Origin of the sequence: Pseudomonas sp. NFX1, assembly GCF_051123555.1 — a bacterium.
Taxonomy (GTDB): Bacteria; Pseudomonadota; Gammaproteobacteria; order Pseudomonadales; family Pseudomonadaceae; genus Aquipseudomonas; species Aquipseudomonas capeferrum.
In genome coordinates this window covers 734,047-749,676 of record NZ_CP169366.1, presented here as the reverse complement: position 1 = coordinate 749,676, position 15,630 = coordinate 734,047, and the positions used below count along the sequence as shown (strand labels likewise).

Genomic DNA, 15,630 nt, shown 5'->3' with positions numbered 1-15,630 from the left:
CATCAAGGGTCGACCGCTAAAACTGCACATCCAGCGTCACATTGTCGGTATAGGTGGCCGCCGGCGGTGTGGCCTGGTCGGTGTACACCTTGGCGTTGTAGTTGAACACCTGGCTGCCCGTGCCGGTGCCAGCCCCCGGGTTGATGTCGGCGTCACTGCTCGAACGTCGGGCCCCGGTGACCGAGCCCCAGCGCACCGCGCTGGCGCTCTTGAAAATATCGTAGGCCAGGTAGTTGTTGGCTGCGGATTTCATCCGGCGCCGCCCGCCAGACACGTTCTGCCCGTCATCCAGCCCCACCGTGTAGCTGGTACCCTTGGTGCAGGTCAGGCTTACGCCCTGGTTCACCGTGGCAAACCCCGATACCACGGGTGCACTGCCGAAACTGATGGTGGGGGTGGTGATCTGGCAGTCGTTGCTCACCGTCAGGCTGACCGTGAGCGGCTGGGTGCCGGAACTGTTGTCGCGCCCGATGCACAAACCGCCAATGCCGATGCCGTCGCAGTAGTTCCAGGCCCAGCCGACGCTCAGCGTTTCCTGATAGAGCCCCGCCGCAACGTTACTGCCGATCTGGGTCCGCATGTAGATCGGTACCGCCTTGGGCGTACCGTTGAGCAACCCGAGCAGGTCAATAATGCCGTTGCGGGCGAAATCGAAGGCCACGCCCCGGGTGATCGGGTAGTTGGTGCTGCTGTCGGCATACAACGTGTAGGGAATGACGTCGCCTGTGGGGCCGACCAAGCCACCGGTGGCCGGAAGAATGGTCGCCTTGAAGGTATCGCCACTGCCGAGCACGCTGAGCACCGAGCCGTTGCACTGCAACCCCGAATTGCTGCTGAAGGCGGTCTGTACCGTGCTGCGCACCAGGGTCGAACTGATGGTGCCAAATGTCGCAGGCACGGTTGGCACTGACGTGCATTTGCCCCATGCCACACCTGCTGGCAGCAGCAGCGCGCTGGCCCATAACCTTCGTTGCCAGGCCTTCATCGGCACACCAATGGGCCAATCAAGGGGATCGACCCTGCACTTTCAGGCAGGTCGAATTCGACCTGGCAATGCCCGCCCCCCTCCAGCGCAACTTGCAGGCGGTTGTGCGGCGACAGGTTCTCCAGGTAGACCAACCCATCCCAGCCAACCACGGCCTGGCTGCCACTTTCCTCATGGGTCACGCGGCTGCCGAGCTTGATCACCTGCTGGTTGCCATCCACCAGCTCAATGCTCGCCGCCAGCACACGTTTGATCGGGAACTCCAGCAAGTAACCACTGCCCCGACGGACCGCCACGCGTTGCTCCACTTCCGGCGCCAGGATGTCGGGCGGCAGGTCCATCGGGTCGATTTCATACTTGCCCCGGTAGTAGCCGCTGCTGTACGGCACCAGCAGATGGCCGCTGCTGTCGGTGCGGCCGATCTGCTGGTTTTCGTAGCGCACCGGCACATCGGCATAGCCATTGGTGCTGACTACGACGAAGGCGTCGTCGATGCGGTTGGCGGCGAACACCCCGGCGTCCATCCACACCAGTGAGCCGCTGGCATCAGCCCAACGGGTCATCTCGCCACTGCTGCCATACACACCAGCCTGCAACTGCACCGACTGCAGGCGCCAGGTGGCATCGGCCTGGCGGTAGGCATCGCGGTTGCCACCGGTGGCGTAACCCAGGTTGTAGCCGACACCACCGCCCACCGGCACCGCACGGCTGTAATTGACCCGCTGCAGGTCCTCGCCTTCCTTGCTGCGTTCCACACTCATGGCCAAGGTGCCATTGAAGTCGAACGGAATCACCATTTGCGCCTGCACGGCCCACTGGCTGTCACCAACCTCGCGGTTGCCCGACAGGTAGATGCTGGTGTTGCCCCATAGCGACTTGCTCCAGCTGAGGTTGATCAGCCGTGTGCGCGAACCGTCCCCGGCCCGGACATCGAAATAGCCGGCGCCGAGGCTGCCGTATTCGTTGAGGTTGAGGCTGACGGTGACCTGCTCGCTGCGTTGGCTCAGCTGCATGTCCGGGCTGTCGACCCGTGACAGGTCGGCATAGTCGCCATAGCGCTGCAGGCGCTGGTAGCTGAAGCCGATGCGCTGGCTGTTGTACTGGTAGCCGAGGGCGACCTGATGGCCCTTCTCGCCCTCGAACTGGCTCTGCGCCAAGGCCGCGTTGAGCACCCCGAAGTTGCCCACCCGCATGTTGCCACCCAGCCCGCCCAGCAAAAGCGATTCAGAGGTTTCGATGTGGCTTTCGAGGGTAAAGCTGTCGCTCAGGCCATAGCGCAGGCTGCCCGAGGCGACGCCTGGGCCGTAGCTGAAGTCGCGCAACGCGTAGTCGCGGCGAAGGCTACCGGCAGCTACCGAAAAGTCCGACAGGCCTTTTTGCAGCAGGCTGCTGGTGACATAGAACGGCAGCGTGGTCGACACCTGCCGGCCAAGGGCGTCGGTGGTCACCACCACCGCCTCGCCGGCGCCGTTGATGAACGGCACGTTGGTCAGGGTGTAAGGGCCCGGCTGCAGCTCAGTGGTACTGGACTTGTAGCCGTTGATGAACAGGTCGAGCGAGGTCGGTACCGCCGCTTCACCGGCGAATGCAGGCAGTGGGTAGGTGACCAGGTCGGGACGGGCGGCGAAGTCTCGCGACAGTTGCAGGCCGCCGACCCGCACCGAGCTGGTCCAGGGCAAAGCACCGGTGACGAAATCACCGGCTTCGTAACTGAGCAGGCGTTGTTCATCCGTGAAGCGCCAGGTGCTGTCGTAACGCAGGAAGCCCTGGCGCGTCTGGTCGGCCTGCGCACCATTGAACGACTGGCGCCACTGACCGGTACTGGAGAACGTTCCCCAGCTATCGAACAGGCGCAGTTCATTCCAGGCCGCCAGGTAGGTGCCGCCTTCATCGGTATCGTTGAGGTACAGGTCGTAGTTGAACAACACGCCGAAGCTGCTGCGTGCATCGCTGGCCGGGTACAGGCTGCGGTCGCCAACCTGTTGGCCCGGCAGCCAGGCAGGCGGTACTTGCAACAGCAGGCGTTGGTTCGCGCTGTCGTAGTCGGTGTGCAGGCCTGGCACCGCATCCAGGGCCAGTTCGCCCTGGGGCTCGCCCGGCAGGCTGATACCGGCAGCACGCAACACATCGCTGCCCAAGTACAGGCGCCCGGCCCGTTGCTGCACCGGCACCAGCTCAGCCTTGGGCATCTGGTTCACCAACAGGTCGAGGTACAGCGTGGCATCGGCGGTGGCGGACATCTCCGTGGGTGGTGGTGGCAGGTCGTCGGCCAGCACCAGGCAGGGGCCGAACATGGCCAGCCCCAGGCACCAGCGGCGCGTTGTCGCCGACAGCCAGTTCACACACGGTTTCCAACCATTGCCGGGTCCTCCCTGGCCCCTGCCCTTCATTCAATTGCTGGCTCATTGCCCTTGGCGGATGGCATCCGCCGCGCTCTGGCCATTGACCCGCCCCTTGAGCACGCTGCCGGCGCTCGGCGCCAGTGGTGCAGGCCAGCGCATGCTGGCACCGGGCAGCACATAGCCCAGCAGGCCTTCGGCCAATGGTTTGCTCTGGCTGCCCTGCTGCACCACCATGTCGGTCAGGCGCGCATGCACCGGGCCGGTGTTGCGCAGTTCCACGTAGGGCTTGCCCTGCACCGTCACCGCGCGCCAGCTCAATTGCGGCTTGCCCACACCCTCGGCGTTGCGCTTGCCCTCGGGGTCGGCCTTGCCCCACAAGCCTTCGCCGTAGACAAACAGCGGCACCGAGTAGCGCATCTGCAAGCGGATGGCGGCCGTGGCGCCCTGGCTGGCGGGGTCGGCCGGTATCGCCGGGGGGATTTCATCGATGATGATGCGATAGGCCTGCTCCTGGCCGGCGGGCGAGCTGCCAGTGCGGGTCAGGCGAATCAGCTGCTTCTGCCCGGGGGCGATGTTGGCCACTGGCGGGCTGCCAATGATGTCGCGCTGCGGCTGAAACTGCTCCTGGTAATCCCCCTGTCGCCAGGCGAACACCCGCACCTGCAAGTTGGCCGGGGCGCTGCCGCGGTTTTCCAGCCACAGCGCACCGGCCTTCTGGTCGGCCTCCAGCACCGGGTCAATCGGCCAGATCAGCACCGAGGTGGCGGCCCCCACCGGCAGGCTTGCCAGCAGCAACAACCCGATCAAACCATGCGCCCACTTCGCGCCTGCCCCCATGCCACTCTCCTTAGCTGTAATTGGTGCCGGCTGTTTCACCAGGTCACCGTCACTTGCACTACATCGGTGTAGGTCCCTGCCGGCAGCGTGCCGGTCAACTGGGTTCGGCCATACACGGGCAACTTGATCGCCGTGGGGTCGGTGTAACTGATCGCCACGCTCTGGCCGATGCCAAAGGCTTGGCTGTAGGCCGCGTCGCGGTACAACTGGTAGGCCAGCACTTGCGTGCCGCCCGTGCGTTTGAGGTTGCGCGTGCCGCTGGCGTTGTTCTGCCCGCCGTCCAGGCTCATGCTCAAGGCCACGCCTGGGGTGCACTGAAAGGTCACCGTGCTGCCTCCCAGCGAGGTACTCAGGGTGCCGCTGGCCAGCGCCGACTGGGTGCCGAAGTTGAGCGCTCCGTAATTGCTCACGCCCCCGACCACCAGGCAGCCGGCGACGATCTGTGCAGACACCTGGAACGTGCTGGTGGGCGCCGCACCCAGGGGCGTCGCCAGCAGCACAGCGATACCCGTGAGGCCACCTGCCAACCAGGCGCGCATGGCTCAGAACGTCAGCTCGACCGCCACGGTGTCGGTGTACACCCCCGCCGGCAGCCCAGCCTTGCCGCGTGCCTGGCCGTACAGGTTGACGGTTTGCGCCACGCCGGTGCTGGTCGGCAAGGTGATGGTGGCGTCGATGACCAGCACCTGGGTGCGCCCGGTGTCGGTGTAGAAGTCATACGGCACGAAGTTGCCGGCACCGTCGGCGAGCGCACGCGTGCCGCCGCTGGACTGGCCATCGTGGCTACCGGCCCGCACGCGGATCGCCGGTATGGTGCCCGCCGAGCACAGGATGCTCATGGCGCCACCGCTACCGCCAAGCACTTGTGCGTTGGCGGTGCCGAACAGGGCATCCTGGGTACCGAAGTTGAGGGCACCGAAGTTCAACCCTGAACTCGCAGAACTGCCGTTGACCTGGCAGGCCGAGATCAGTGTCAGCGTCGAGGTGATGTTGCCGGTCACCGTGGCGGCCTGGGCCTGGGAAGCCAAGGCCAAACCGAGGCCGGCGAGGATGCAGTGGGTGAGGTTCGTTCGCATCGGAGTCTCCTTGCGTGGTTACCAGTCCAGGGTCACTCTCAGGGTGTCGCGGTACAGCCCGGCAGGCAGCGCGCGCGGTTGCGCCACCACCACGCCGTAAATCGGAATCGGAATCTGCTGGGTGCTGCTGATGGTGAAGGCGCGCGCCTGGCCGATGCCGTAGCGGCTGTTGCCGCCTGGGTCTACCGCCAGTTGATAAGGGATCAGTTCACGGCCGTTGCTCAGGCGTCGCACACCGTCGCTGCCATTCAAGCCGCCATTGATCCGCACATTGAAGGCCCGCACCTCGGGCGTGCAGCTGATCTGCAAGCTGCCTTCGCCGGCCACTTCGTCGACCCGACTGCGCAGTGGCTGGTCCCAGTTCGGGCCGCGTTCACCGAAGTCCATCAGGCCGGGGTTGCCCAGGGTCGCGGGCTGGTCGGTGCCGCTGCTGATCTGGCAGGCCGCGCTGATCACTAGCCGTGCCTGGATGAAACCGGTGGTGGTGCCATGGGCCATACCGCCGGGCAACAGCAGCGGGCCAAGGGTAAGCAGCAGGATCGAGGTGCGGTTCATGGCGTCGCGTCCTTGTGCATGGTGGCGTCCCTACCAGGTGACCGTGATTTTGAGCAGGTCGCCATACAGGCCTGCCCGTGGCACCCAGGCCAGTTTGTCGATACGGGCGTATAACGGCAGTTCTATGGACCCGCTGTCCGGCACCCGTGCCGAATGCGCCACATCGACCGCAACCGGTTCGCGCCAGGCAGCGTCGCGGTACAAGCGATAAGGAATGGGCCGGGCCTTGCCGTCGTCGTTGGCCAGAAAGCGCAGCTCACCTGCGCCACCGTGCTGGCCGCCATCGACCCGCACCTGGTAGGGCGTGTCAGGGTTGCATTCAAGGCGTGGCGGCCGTTGGTTGAGGAGTACGCCGCTCAAAGGCGCATCAGGGCCATCCAGACGCGCAGCGCTACCCAGGTCGATCCGACCCAACGCTTGTGCGCCAGCGTCGCGCGTCTGGTTGACGAGCATGCAGCCGCGCTGCACCAGGACCCGTACTTCCACGAGAAAGTCAGCCGCTACGGCACTGCCGCTCAACATCAGGCCCAACAACGCGGCCACAAAGCGTTCCGTCACTTGATAATCCTTGTCGCTGTGTGCTCACCTGAGCGTAGCAGCGCGTTGGAATATCATTGATGGCTTCAAGCCATTTTTTGGTATTAGCGAGAAAGCGATAGCGCGTGTTCAAGGCCACTCCCCGACAGCCGTCAGGAAAAAATCTTCTTCATCAGCGAACCCCTCGTCGCACAGTGCCTCCAATGGCCATGAGCCGGCAAATCAGCCGACATTCTGGTACGGTGCATGGCTACCCTCATCCCGTGCCAGACAGATGCGGCATGCATGGACAGGCATGACAGGAGCGTTTTCATTGATGACTGCAGACAACCCATTCGCCGAGGCCGCAGAGCGCTGTGCCCAGGAGCCTATCCAGGTGCCTGGCAGCATCCAGCCCCACGGGTTTCTGCTGGTGCTGGACGAAACCGACCTGCGCGTCCTCCAGGCCAGCGAGAACACCGAGCGCTGGCTCGGCTTGCCGGCCAGGGAGCTGCTGGGCTGTACGGTTGCCGACCTGGTCAGTGACGCCTTCGATGTACGGGCGCACCTTGCCCGCCTGCCCGACGACGAGGCTTTTCCTTTCCATATAGGCGATGTGCGCCTGCGCCAGGGCGCCCCCTGCACCGAGCCATTGCGCGTAATGGCCCACCGTCACGACCAGGTGCTGATCGTCGAGTTCGAGCCGGTGCGCAGGCCTGCGAACGCGGCCGAGCAAGGTGATTACTACCCACTGGTGCGCAGCTTTGTCGGCAACCTGCACCTGGCTGCCAGCCTTGAGGAGTTGCTGCAGCAGTCGGTGCAACAGCTCAAGCGCATCACCGGTTTTGGCCGGGTCAAGGCGTACCGTTTCGACAGCGAAGGCAACGGTCAGGTGCTGGCCGAGGTGGCCGACCCAGGCTACCCCAGCTACCTGGGCCTGTGCTTCCCCGCTTCGGACATCCCGCGCCAGGCCCGCGAGCTGTATCGGGTCAACCGTATCCGCGTGATCGAAGACGTTAACTACCAGCCCTCGCCGCTGGTGCCCGCCGCCAACCCGCGTACCGGCAAGGCACTGGACATGAGCTTCGCTGCGCTGCGCAGCGTGTCGCCGGTGCACCTGCAATACATGCGCAACATGGGCACCCTGGCGTCGATGTCGCTGTCGATCGTGGTCGACGGGCAGCTGTGGGGGCTGGTGTCCTGCCACCATGATCAGCCGCGTCCGGTAGGCCTGCCTACCCGCACCGCCTGCGAGCTGCTGGCCAGCGTGCTGTCGCTGCAGATCGAATCGCGGGAGTCCCACGCCAGCACGCGCAAACTGCTCGACCTGCGCCAGCACATCGTGCGCATGATTTCGTCGATGGCCGACCATGACAGCGTCAGTGACGGCCTGCGCGACCTGCCCGAAGTTTTGCTGGAGTTCGCCGACGCCTGCGGCGCTGCGGTGATCTCGGCCGACCGCTGCGACCTGATCGGCAAGACGCCACCGCAAGCGCAAGTCACGGCGCTGGTGCATTGGTTGGCCCAGCGCGGTGAAGACACGGTATTCCACAGCGACAACGTACGCCGCGACATCGACGAGTTGCCTGAGCTGGCGGCGCATGTCGGCGGTGTGCTGGCGGTGGCCATCTCGCAAATCCATTCGCACTACCTGGTGTGGTTCCGCCCTGAACAGGTGCGCACGGTGAACTGGGCCGGGCAGCCTGCCAAACAGCTCGGCCCGCAAGGCCAGCTGGACCCGCGGCACAGCTTCGAGCGCTGGCAGGAAGACGTGCGCGGCTACTGCCAACCCTGGGACCCGTTGATCGTCGAAGGTGTGGTTGAACTGCGCACCGCCGTGCTCGGCATCGTCCTGCGCAAGGCCGAAGAGCTGGCGCAACTGGCAGGCGAGCTGCGCCGTTCGAACAAGGAACTCGAAGCCTTTTCCTACAGCGTGTCCCACGACCTGCGTGCGCCCTTGCGGCATATCGCCGGCTACACCGAGTTGCTGGGCGAGATCGAGGGCCAGGGCCTGAGCGAACGCGGTCGACGTTTTTTGCAGCATATAGAAGAAGCGGCGCATTTTGCCGGCAGCCTGGTGGACAACCTGCTGAACTTCTCGCAGATGGGCCGCTCGGCCCTGCGCTTGTCGGATGTCGACCTCAATGCCCTGGTCGACGCCATTCGCACCGAGCTGGCCCCGGACTACCAGGGCCGCGAAATCGTCTGGGACATCGCCACGCTGCCGAAGGTGATTGCCGACCCGGCGTTCATCAACCTGGCGCTGCAGAACCTCATCGGCAACGCCATCAAGTACACCCGAGGACGCGACCCGGCGCGTATCGAAATCAGCGCCCAGGTGCATCAGGGCGAAGTCGAGGTGTGCATCCGCGACAACGGCGTGGGGTTCGACATGGCCTACGCCAACAAGCTGTTCGGCGTATTCCAGCGCCTGCACCGGATGGAAGACTTCGAAGGCACCGGGATCGGCCTGGCAAGCGTACGCCGCATCATCGAGCGCCATGACGGCCGCGTCTGGGCGCAAGGCCAGATCGACCAGGGCGCCAGTTTCCACTTCACCCTCCCGCGGCCTGCCGCGACTACATGAGGCCCCTGTACCATCATGCTCAAACCCATCCTGCTGGTAGAAGACAACCCCCGGGACCTGGAGCTCACCCTGCTGGCCCTGGAGCGCAGCCAGTTGGCCAACGAAGTCATCGTGCTGCGTGACGGCGCCGATGCCCTGGACTACCTGTTGCGCCGCAATGCCTATGCTGCACGCGACGACGGCAACCCCGCCGTGCTGTTGCTGGACCTCAAGCTGCCCAAGGTCGATGGCCTGGAAGTGCTCAAGGAAGTCCGTTCCACCCCTGACCTGCGCAGTATCCCGACGGTGATGCTGACCTCGTCGCGAGAGGAACCCGACCTGCTGCGCGCCTACGAGCTGGGGGTCAATGCCTACGTGGTCAAACCCGTGGAATTCAAAGAGTTCGTCGCCGCCATCTCCGACCTCGGGGTGTTCTGGGCCGTGCTCAACGAACCGCCACCCGGCTCGCTGCGCCTGAACCGCCGCAGCAGCAATTGAGGCCACCGCAAAAATGCTGCCAACGCCCCTGAAACTGCTGATGGTCGAAGACAGCTCGATGGACGCCGAGCTGACCCTGCTGCGCCTGGAGCGCAGCGGGCTGCACGTTGAGTCGCAGCTGGTGTTCGACCATATCGGGGTCGAACACGCGCTGCGCGAGGCTCATTACGACCTGATCCTCTGCGACTGCGTGCTGCCCGGCTCGTCCGGCACCGACGTGCTGGCCATTGCCCAGCGCCTGGCACCGGACACCCCGTTCATCTTCCTTTCCGGCATTTACGGTGAAGAGCACGCGGTGGAGATGATCCGCCTGGGTGCCACCGACTATGTGCTGAAGAAAAACCTGCCCCTGCTGCCCAAGGCCGTGCGCCGGGCCCTGACCGAGGTACAGGAACGCCAGCGCCGGCGCCGCGCCGAAGAAGCGCTGGCAGATGTCGAAGCGCGCGCACGCATCGCCATCGACGCCGCCGGCATGGGCACCTGGGACCTGCGCCCACAAGAAGGCCTGCTGCTGTGGGACGACCGCTGCAAAACCTTGTTCGGGCTGCCCACCAGCACCGAAATGAGCATGGACGTGTTCCTGGCCGGCATCTACCCCGATGACGTCGCCATGGTCCGTGACGCCGTGCAGCAAGCCATGCGCCCCGAGAGCGGCGGCCACTACCGGGTCGAATTCCGTAGCGCACTACTCGCCGGCCTGGAACCGCGCTGGCTGCTCAGCAGCGGCCAGACCCAGTTCGTCGACGGCCAGTGCGTGCGCTTTTCCGGCGTGCTGCAGGACATCCATACCCAGCGCCAGGCCACCCAAGCCCTCAAGCAACTCAACGAGATGCTCGGTGAACGCGTCGAACGCCGCACCCGTGAACGTGACCGTGCCTGGGAGCTGTCGCAGGACCTGCTGGCGGTGTTGAACAAAGACCTCACCCCGGTCGCGCTCAACCCGGCCTGGGAGGCGAGCCTGGGCTTCTCCCGCGAGCGGCTGAGCCAGGCCTCGCTGCTGCACCTGTTACCCGAACCCGATCAAGAATTGTTGCTCACCGAACTGGCCGCCCTCGCCCACGGCCGCACCAGCGCGCGCTTCGTCGGGCGCATCCTGCATGCCGGCGGCCAGCAGCGCTGGCTGTCCTGGGTAGTGGTACCGGAAGACACCCTGCTGTATGTGGTGGCCCGCGACATCACCAGCGAGCGCGAGGCGGCCCTGGGGCTGGCCGAGGCCAACACCCGCCTGCGTGAGCAAATCACCGAGCGCGAGCGCATCGAGGCCGCGTTGCAACAGATGCAGCGCCTGGAAGCAGTCGGCCAACTGACCGCTGGCGTGGCGCACGACTTCAACAACCTGCTGACAGTGATCCTCACCGGTGCCAGCTTCCTTGAGCGCGACCTGAACAAGGCCGACCTGAACAAGGCACGCACCCGCCTCACGCATATTCGCGAAGCGGGCGAACGGGGTGCCAAGCTGACATCGCAGTTGCTGGCCTTCTCCCGACGCCAGCGCTTGGAGCCGGTGCCACTGAACCTGAACCGGACCCTGGCCGGCCTTGAGGAGTTGCTGCGCCGCACCCTTGGCGGCAACGTGTCGGTGCGCCTGGACCTGGACCCGAACCTGTGGCAGGCACTGACCGACCCGACCCAGACCGAGATGATCATCCTCAACCTGGCGATCAATGCCCGGGATGCCATGCCGGACGGCGGCCAACTGGCCCTCTCGACCCGCAACACCCACATCGAGGCCCGCCCTCAGCGCCCGGAAGACCCTGACCCCGGCGAGTACGTGATGCTGAGCATCCGCGACACCGGCTGCGGCATGAGCGAAGACGTGCTGGCCAAGGTGTTCGAGCCCTTCTTCACCACCAAGGACATCGGCAAGGGCTCGGGCCTGGGCCTGGCCCAGGTATTCGGCTTTGCCAAGCAGTCGGGCGGTGGCGTGCGCATCGACACCGAGCCTGGTCGCGGCACCCAGGTGGCAGTGTACCTGCCGGCGGTAAAGGATCACGTGCAGAGCGAACCGGTGGCCCCACTGCTTGCCCAGCCGACCAGTGCAAGTGGCCACAACCGCACGGTGCTGCTGGTGGATGACGACCACCTGGTACGCGACATGCTCGGCGATGTGCTGCGCCAGTACGGCTATCAGGTGCGTCAGGCGCACAGCGGTGAGCAGGCCCTGGCCTTGCTCGATGACGAGATTGACTTGTTGCTGACCGACTTTGCCATGCCCGAATTCAACGGCGCGCAGTTGGCGCTGGCGGCGCGCGAACGGCACCCGCGTTTGCCGGTGGTGTTTCTGACCGGTTATGCAGAGCTGGAGGGGTTGGAGTTGCCGGGTAGCCTGGTGATGCAGAAGCCTGTGCAGGCCGATGAACTGGCGCGTGTGCTGAGTGAACTCCTGCGCACCTCGGCGTAGTTTGCACCCCCTGCCCTTGTCGCCGGCTTACCGGCGACAAGGGCAGGCACAAACGCCGGAAACGAGAAAACCCAGCGCTTATCTTGCTAAGCACCGAGAAAATAGCAGGTAATGTGAAACAGAAAATGGCAGGGGCGGCTGGATTCGAACCAACGCATGGCAGGATCAAAACCTGCTGCCTTACCGCTTGGCGACGCCCCTGTATCGGATGCAGCAATTGCTGCTCTGACAATTCCAACTGCCTGACAACTGGGTTGTTGTCGTGGAATGCGCGGCACTTTAACAACATTCTTTCGACCTGTGAACCCCCTTGATGAAAAAAAATGCTTTAAAACAGCAAGTTACTCTTCGTCACCGGCGCGAAGCGCCCATCCCCGGCAACCACCCGTCGCTTTCCCCCTGCCCCGCGTCAACACAATCGTATTTCACCCTTCCAATCAGATAAGCGCACTGCATTGACCAAGGAGGCACCCATGCCTGTCTCACACGACCTTTACCAGGACTTGCACTACCCCCGCGAAATCGTCCAGCAACGTCGCCAGCAGGACAAGGCCCTGGACCGGCTGCTGGACGAGTACATGGACATCGACAACCAGGTGCTGGCCGCCGAGTCGATCTCCGCTGGCAATTTCGTCGACGAAGACCTGCGCCACCTCAAGGAACGCCGCTTGGCGGTGAAGTACATGATCGAGCGCCAACTGGAACGTAAAAGCTGAGAGCCTCCCGACCTATCTCGTCAGGCGATCATTGCCCACTGCTTTCTCTATTGGTCAAAATGGCGGCCTTCGCGCAAGCTGAGCTGCGCCCCCTCGACCACGGAGCTATCGATTTGCCTGCCTGGATCCCTACCCCGCTGCGTCAGCTCGGCCAGCGCCTGCGCGCAAGCGCTGCCCCTCAGAGCGAATTGCTGGCCTGGTTCGAGGACAAGGCCAGCAGCCGTGGCTACCAGCTCAGCGAGGGTCAGCGGCGGGTCATCCAGTGCATGGCCGAGCAGTTGGCGCAGCTGGAAAACGGACAACCACGCAGCCTTTACCTGCATGGCTCGGTCGGCCGGGGCAAAAGCTGGCTGCTCGACGGTTTTTTCCAGGCTGTGCCGGTTGCGACCAAGCGGCGCCTGCATTTCCATGATTTCTTTGCCCGACTGCACCAGGGCATGCACCGCCACCGGGCGCTGGACGATGCCCTCGGGGCGACGCTGGACGAGCTGCTCGGCGAGTGTCGAGTGCTGTGTTTCGACGAATTCCATGTGCATGACATTGGCGATGCCATGCTGCTCACCCGGCTGTTCACCGCGTTGTTCGAGCGTGGGATATGGCTGTTGGTCACGTCGAACTACGCACCGGAAGGGCTGTTGCCCAACCCGCTTTACCATGAACGTTTTCTGCCGGTGATCCGCCTGATCAACGGCCGAATGCAGGTGCTGGAAGTCTGCGGCGACACCGATTTTCGCAGCCTGCCAGCCAACCGCGAGCACCAGCGGTTTACCCAAGGTCACTATGTGTGGCCCGGCACCGCCGAGCAGCGCCAGGCACTGAACGTGCCGGGCGCGCAGCCTGCCACGCTGGATATCAACAAACGCAGCCTGCGCGCACTGGCCCATCAAGGTCGGCAGGTGATGCTTGCTTTCGACGACCTGTGCGAACAGCCTACTGCGGTCATCGATTACCTGGCACTGGCGGCGCAGTACGATGAGTGGGTCATTGATGGGCTGGGCGATTTGTCCGACTGCTCATTGGCCGCGCAGCAGCGGTTCGTGAACCTGGTGGATGTGCTGTATGACCAGGACAAGCAACTGACGGTGATCGGGCAGCGACCGCTGGATGAGAGCCTGGGTGGCGCGATTGCCGACCTGATGCGCACGCGCAGCCGCCTGGGGCAGTTGCATCAGGTGGGGCCTGATTGATGCTGGGGCTGCCATGCAGCCCCAGCATCCCGCCTCAACCCGCCCGCGGCAGGTCCGCCAGCACCACCTCGATTTCCCCCAGCACGGCGGGGTCGTCCAGGGTCGAAGGCGGCACATAGTCCTGGCCGTCGGCAATCTTGCGCAGCACCGCCCGCAAGATCTTCCCTGAGCGGGTCTTGGGCAACCGCTTGACCAGCCGCACCCGGTTGAAACACGCCAGTGCCCCGATCTCCTCGCGCACGTTGCCCACCAATTCGACCAGCAGCTGCGACTCGGTAATGCCTTCGCCGTCCTTGAGCACCACCAGCGCCAAAGGCACCTGCCCCTTGATATCGTCATGCACGCCGATCACCGCGCATTCGGCGACCGCCGGGTGACGCGCCACCAGGTCCTCCATCTCGCCGGTAGACAGACGATGCCCGGAGACGTTTATCACGTCGTCCGTGCGCCCCATGATGTACACGAAACCGTCATCATCGAGGTAACCCCCGTCGCCTGTGTGGTAGTAGCCGGGGTAGGTGCGCAGGTAGGCCTGCAGGTAGCGCTCGTGGTCGCCCCACAGCGTCTGGCTGCACCCGGGCGGCAACGGCAGCGCGATGACGATCGAGCCCTGGTGGTTGGGCCCCAGCAAATGGCCTTCATCGTCCAGCACACGTACGTTGTAGCCCGGCACGGCGCGGTTGCTCGAGCCCGCTCGCGCGGCGCTGCCTTCCAGCCCAACGCAAGGTGCGGTGACCGGCCAGCCGGTCTCGGTTTGCCACCAATGGTCGTGCACCGGTTTGCCAGTGACCCGTTCCAGCCATTCATGGGTGCTGGAGTCGAGCTTCTCCCCGGCCAGAAACAGCTGACGCAGCGAGCTCAGGTCGTGCCCTTTGATCAACGCGCCGTCCGGGTCTTCCTTGCGGATTGCGCGCATGGCGGTCGGCGCACAGAACAAGGCGTTGACCTTGTATTGCTCGACCACCCGCCAATACGCCGAGGCGTCCGGGGTGCGTATCGGTTTGCCCTCATAAAACACCGTGGTGCAGCCGCTCATCAATGGGCCATACACAATCAGCGAATGGCCGACCACCCAGCCCACGTCGGAAATCCCCCACCACACGTCACCGGCCTGCATACCGTAGATGTGGCGCATGGCATAGCACAGCGCTACCGCGTTGCCGCCGTTTTCCCGCACGATGCCCTTGGGCTTCCCAGTGGTACCGGAGGTGTACATGATGTACAGCGGGTCACCTGCGTCCAGTTCGACAGGGGCGACCGGCTCGGCCGTTGCCAGCGCTTGCTGCCAATCGAGGTCGCGGCCAGGCTGCAACGGGGCGCGGGCCTGGGGCCGCTGCAATACCAGCACATTGCGTGGCTGGTGGCGGGCCAGTTGCAGGGCGCGATCGACCAGCGGCTTGTATTCGATCACCCGGTCGAACTCCAGGCCACAGGACGCCGTCAGCAGCAACGCGGGCCGGGCATCATCGATGCGCAAGGCCAGTTCGTTGGCGGCAAAACCGCCGAACACCACCGAATGCACCGCACCGATCCGCGCGCACGCCAGCATGGCCATGGCCGCCTGGGGCACCATGGGCATGTAAATGATCACCCCGTCCCCCTTGTTGACCCCCAGATGGCGCAGCAAGCCTGCCAGGCGTGCCACCTCGTCGCGCAACTGACGATAGGTGTACGCCTGTTGCACGCCTGTCACAGGCGAGTCGTAGATCAGCGCCAACTGCTCGCCGCGACCTTGTTCGATCTGGTGGTCGAGGGCAAGGTGGCAGCTGTTCAGGCGGCCGTCGGCAAACCAGCGGTGGGTACCGTCCGGGTTGTTCTGCAAGGTGAGGGAAGGCGTGCGGTGCCAGGCCAGGTGCGCGGCCTGTTCGGCCCAGAATGCGGCAGGGTCGGCAATGGAATGGGCGTAGCTGTGCTGATAGCTCATGGCGTAGAAAACCCGGTACTTGTTGTT

At 64.5% G+C, this 15,630-nt stretch carries 13 protein-coding genes and 1 tRNA gene; 5 read left to right on the top strand and 9 right to left on the bottom strand.

Translation table 11 applies throughout. The features are described from left to right. Positions 1-16 precede the first annotated feature (16 nt). The 7 genes from DJ563_RS03330 to DJ563_RS03300 all read right to left on the bottom strand — a co-directional run bounded on the left by DJ563_RS03330 (position 17) and on the right by DJ563_RS03300 (position 6,353). Entirely contained in the window at positions 17-985 is a 969-nt protein-coding gene (locus DJ563_RS03330; RefSeq protein WP_274097634.1) for a Csu type fimbrial protein, read from the bottom strand. Next, positions 982-3,279 carry a fimbria/pilus outer membrane usher protein gene (locus tag DJ563_RS03325; protein WP_434519690.1) on the bottom strand — a complete coding sequence of 766 codons (2,298 nt, stop codon included), beginning with the start codon at positions 3,277-3,279 and terminating at the stop codon, positions 982-984. The genes DJ563_RS03330 and DJ563_RS03325 overlap by 4 nt, the downstream gene beginning before the upstream one ends. A 108-nt stretch (positions 3,280-3,387) precedes the next feature. Further along, positions 3,388-4,164: a fimbrial biogenesis chaperone gene (locus DJ563_RS03320; RefSeq protein ID WP_434518805.1), complete on the bottom strand. Its 777-nt coding sequence runs from the start codon at positions 4,162-4,164 to the stop codon at positions 3,388-3,390. Between the two features lie 35 nt (positions 4,165-4,199). Continuing rightward, complete coding sequence (locus tag DJ563_RS03315; protein WP_434518804.1) at positions 4,200-4,703, bottom strand: Csu type fimbrial protein; 504 nt, start codon at positions 4,701-4,703, stop codon at positions 4,200-4,202. A 3-nt stretch (positions 4,704-4,706) separates the two neighbouring features. After that, positions 4,707-5,240 carry a Csu type fimbrial protein gene (locus tag DJ563_RS03310; protein ID WP_434518803.1) on the bottom strand — a complete coding sequence of 178 codons (534 nt, stop codon included), beginning with the start codon at positions 5,238-5,240 and terminating at the stop codon, positions 4,707-4,709. A gap of 18 nt (positions 5,241-5,258) precedes the next feature. Further along, positions 5,259-5,795 (bottom strand): Csu type fimbrial protein, encoded by a 537-nt coding sequence (locus tag DJ563_RS03305; protein WP_095063636.1) that lies wholly within the window; start codon positions 5,793-5,795, stop codon positions 5,259-5,261. Between the two features lie 30 nt (positions 5,796-5,825). Continuing rightward, on the bottom strand, positions 5,826-6,353 hold the full coding sequence (locus tag DJ563_RS03300; RefSeq protein ID WP_274097637.1) for a Csu type fimbrial protein: 528 nt from the start codon (positions 6,351-6,353) through the stop codon (positions 5,826-5,828). 295 nt (positions 6,354-6,648) lie between these two features. On the opposite strand from DJ563_RS03300, the gene DJ563_RS03295 reads away from it, so the two are divergent. The 3 genes from DJ563_RS03295 to DJ563_RS03285 are packed head-to-tail and all read left to right on the top strand — an operon-like array spanning position 6,649 to position 11,776. Then, on the top strand, positions 6,649-8,898 hold the full coding sequence (locus DJ563_RS03295; protein WP_434518802.1) for an ATP-binding protein: 2,250 nt from the start codon (positions 6,649-6,651) through the stop codon (positions 8,896-8,898). A 15-nt stretch (positions 8,899-8,913) separates the two neighbouring features. After that, on the top strand, positions 8,914-9,375 hold the full coding sequence (locus DJ563_RS03290) for a response regulator (protein WP_033699046.1): 462 nt from the start codon (positions 8,914-8,916) through the stop codon (positions 9,373-9,375). A 13-nt stretch (positions 9,376-9,388) separates the two neighbouring features. Then, entirely contained in the window at positions 9,389-11,776 is a 2,388-nt protein-coding gene (locus tag DJ563_RS03285) for a hybrid sensor histidine kinase/response regulator (protein ID WP_274097639.1), read from the top strand. 126 nt (positions 11,777-11,902) lie between these two features. On the opposite strand, the gene DJ563_RS03280 is transcribed toward DJ563_RS03285, so the two are convergent. After that, positions 11,903-11,977: transfer RNA gene (locus tag DJ563_RS03280), tRNA-Gln, on the bottom strand. A 272-nt stretch (positions 11,978-12,249) separates the two neighbouring features. Between DJ563_RS03280 and DJ563_RS03275 the strand changes: the two genes are divergently transcribed. Together DJ563_RS03275 and zapE are read left to right on the top strand one after the other, a co-directional pair. Then, positions 12,250-12,492, top strand: a complete 243-nt coding sequence (locus tag DJ563_RS03275) for a hypothetical protein (protein ID WP_274097640.1) — start codon at positions 12,250-12,252, stop codon at positions 12,490-12,492. A 113-nt stretch (positions 12,493-12,605) separates the two neighbouring features. Beyond that, positions 12,606-13,679 carry a cell division protein ZapE gene (gene zapE, locus DJ563_RS03270; protein WP_434518801.1) on the top strand — a complete coding sequence of 358 codons (1,074 nt, stop codon included), beginning with the start codon at positions 12,606-12,608 and terminating at the stop codon, positions 13,677-13,679. 34 nt (positions 13,680-13,713) lie between these two features. On the opposite strand, the gene DJ563_RS03265 is transcribed toward zapE, so the two are convergent. Then, complete coding sequence (locus DJ563_RS03265; RefSeq protein ID WP_434518800.1) at positions 13,714-15,603, bottom strand: propionyl-CoA synthetase; 1,890 nt, start codon at positions 15,601-15,603, stop codon at positions 13,714-13,716. Between the last annotated feature and the right edge of the window lie 27 nt (positions 15,604-15,630).